Source organism: Streptomyces durocortorensis (assembly GCF_016901035.1).
Classification (GTDB): domain Bacteria; phylum Actinomycetota; class Actinomycetes; order Streptomycetales; family Streptomycetaceae; genus Streptomyces; species Streptomyces durocortorensis.
This window is the reverse complement of sequence record NZ_JAFEUF010000469.1, coordinates 1-1,758: the sequence shown is the minus strand read 5'-3', so window position 1 is coordinate 1,758 and position 1,758 is coordinate 1. Positions and strand designations below refer to the sequence as shown.

General features: G+C 72.0%; 2 protein-coding genes. One reads left to right on the top strand and one right to left on the bottom strand.

What is annotated here, in order from left to right; genetic code table 11:
- Nucleotides 1-933, bottom strand: a 933-nt coding sequence (locus JS521_RS35485) for a hypothetical protein (protein ID WP_239488284.1), incomplete at its 3' end; no start/stop codon positions are given.
- Between the two features lie 121 nt (nt 934-1,054).
- On the opposite strand from JS521_RS35485, the gene JS521_RS35480 reads away from it, so the two are divergent.
- A partial coding sequence (locus JS521_RS35480) for a MerR family transcriptional regulator (RefSeq protein WP_205086965.1) occupies nt 1,055-1,758 on the top strand: 704 nt, incomplete at its 3' end.

The window sequence follows — 1,758 nt, the reverse complement described above, 5'->3', positions numbered from 1 at the left end:
GGACGGGCGGGCGGGGGCGGTCGGGCGCAGCGCGCTCCATGTCCCGTACGCCACCGCCGCGATGATCGCCCCGGCGGTGGCCAGCGTGGCCCCGTCCGGGTGGATCAGCGGCTGGCCCCGGAGCGCCTGCCAGGTGATGAGTGCGACGAGCGCCGCGTAACCGCCGACGGCGACTCGTACGAGGCGCAGGCGCACCCCGGGGTCGCGCAGGGGGGCGAAGCGGGGCGCGAGCAGCACCAGGGCGATCAGGAGGAGCGGCAGGACCTGGAGCGCGTGCATGCCCACGAAGTGCGGGGCCCGCAGATCGCCGCCGGTCGTCGACCAGCCGGTCAGCGCCATGGACGGGCCGCCGTCCGGTACGCCCACGGAGTGCGCGCCGATCACATCGGCGGTGTCCAGGTTCCCGGCCGCCCGCTGGTCCTCGCTCGGCAGCGCCATCAGGAAACCGAGGGCCGCGCCGGCCAGGGCGATCAGCATCCCGCCCCGGACGGCCAGCGCCGTCGCCCGGTCGGTGAGGCGGGTGCGCAGCAGCAGGACGGCGATCACCAGGGTGGCCGTCCACAGAACGGCGATGGTCATCCCCATCGCGTCCCACAGCGCCGAGTCGAAGGCGGTCGCGGTGTTGAAGTGGCTGCGCTTCCCACGGACGACCTGCCCGGTGATGACCACCATCTCGACCAGACTCGTCAGCACGACGACGTGCCCCGCCCACCGGCCGATCCGTTGCCCGCGGGTGAGGAGCGTCAGCATCCAGGCCAGCGTCAGGCAGTACGCGGCGAAGGACACGGCGAACTTGAACGGCTTCGCCCAGATCGGCGCGCCCACCAGGACCCGGTCGTCGACCACGAGACCGACGGCGCAGACGACGGCGAAAGCGGCCATCGCGGCGGCGAAGACGACTAACGGGCGATGCCAGGAACGCCATGACGACATGAGAGACCCCCTGTGGTTGTGGTGAAGCGATCAATATGGATAGTCACACTGTCCGCTATCCGATAGGGGGACTATCTATGATGGGTGTGGTTTCTGGCAAGGGCGGAAGGGCGAACACACGGTGCGCATCGGTGAATTGAGTCGCAGGTCCGGGGTTCCGGTGCCGACGATCAAGTACTACCTACGGGAAGGGCTCCTGGCCGCAGGGGAGTTGACCAGCCCGAACCAGGCGCACTACGGCGCCGGGCACGAGCGCAGACTGCGCCTGATCCGGGCGCTGCTGGACGTCGGCGGCCTCTCGCTCGCCGCCATCGGCGAGGTCCTGGAAGCCATGGACGACCCCGGGCAGCCGGTGCACAAGGTGCTCGGCGTCGCGGCGGACGGCGTCACGCCGACCGGCGGGGAGGGGGCGGGGCCCGAACTGGAGGACGCGCGCGAGGAGGTGGCCGAACTGCTGCGGCGGCGCGACTGGCAGGTCGACGAGCAGAGCTCCGCCGCCGAATCACTGGCGGAGGTGCTGGCCGCGCTGCGCAGGGCCGGGCACGGCGGATACATCGACCTGCTGGACCTGTACGCGGACGCCGCCGAGCCGGTCGCCCGCGCCGACCTCGACTACGTACAGCGGCGGGTGGCGCGCGAGGACCTGGTCGAGAGCGTCGTGGTGGGGACCGTCCTCGGGGAGGCGATGTTCGGCGCGCTGCGGAGGCTGGCGCACATCGATGTGTCCTTCCGTCGTTTCGAGTCCCCGGCGTATCTGGCCGGGCCGGTCGAGCGGAAGGGGGCCCGTGGCGCGGAGGGGCCCGGCGTCACGGAGGGGTCCGGGGG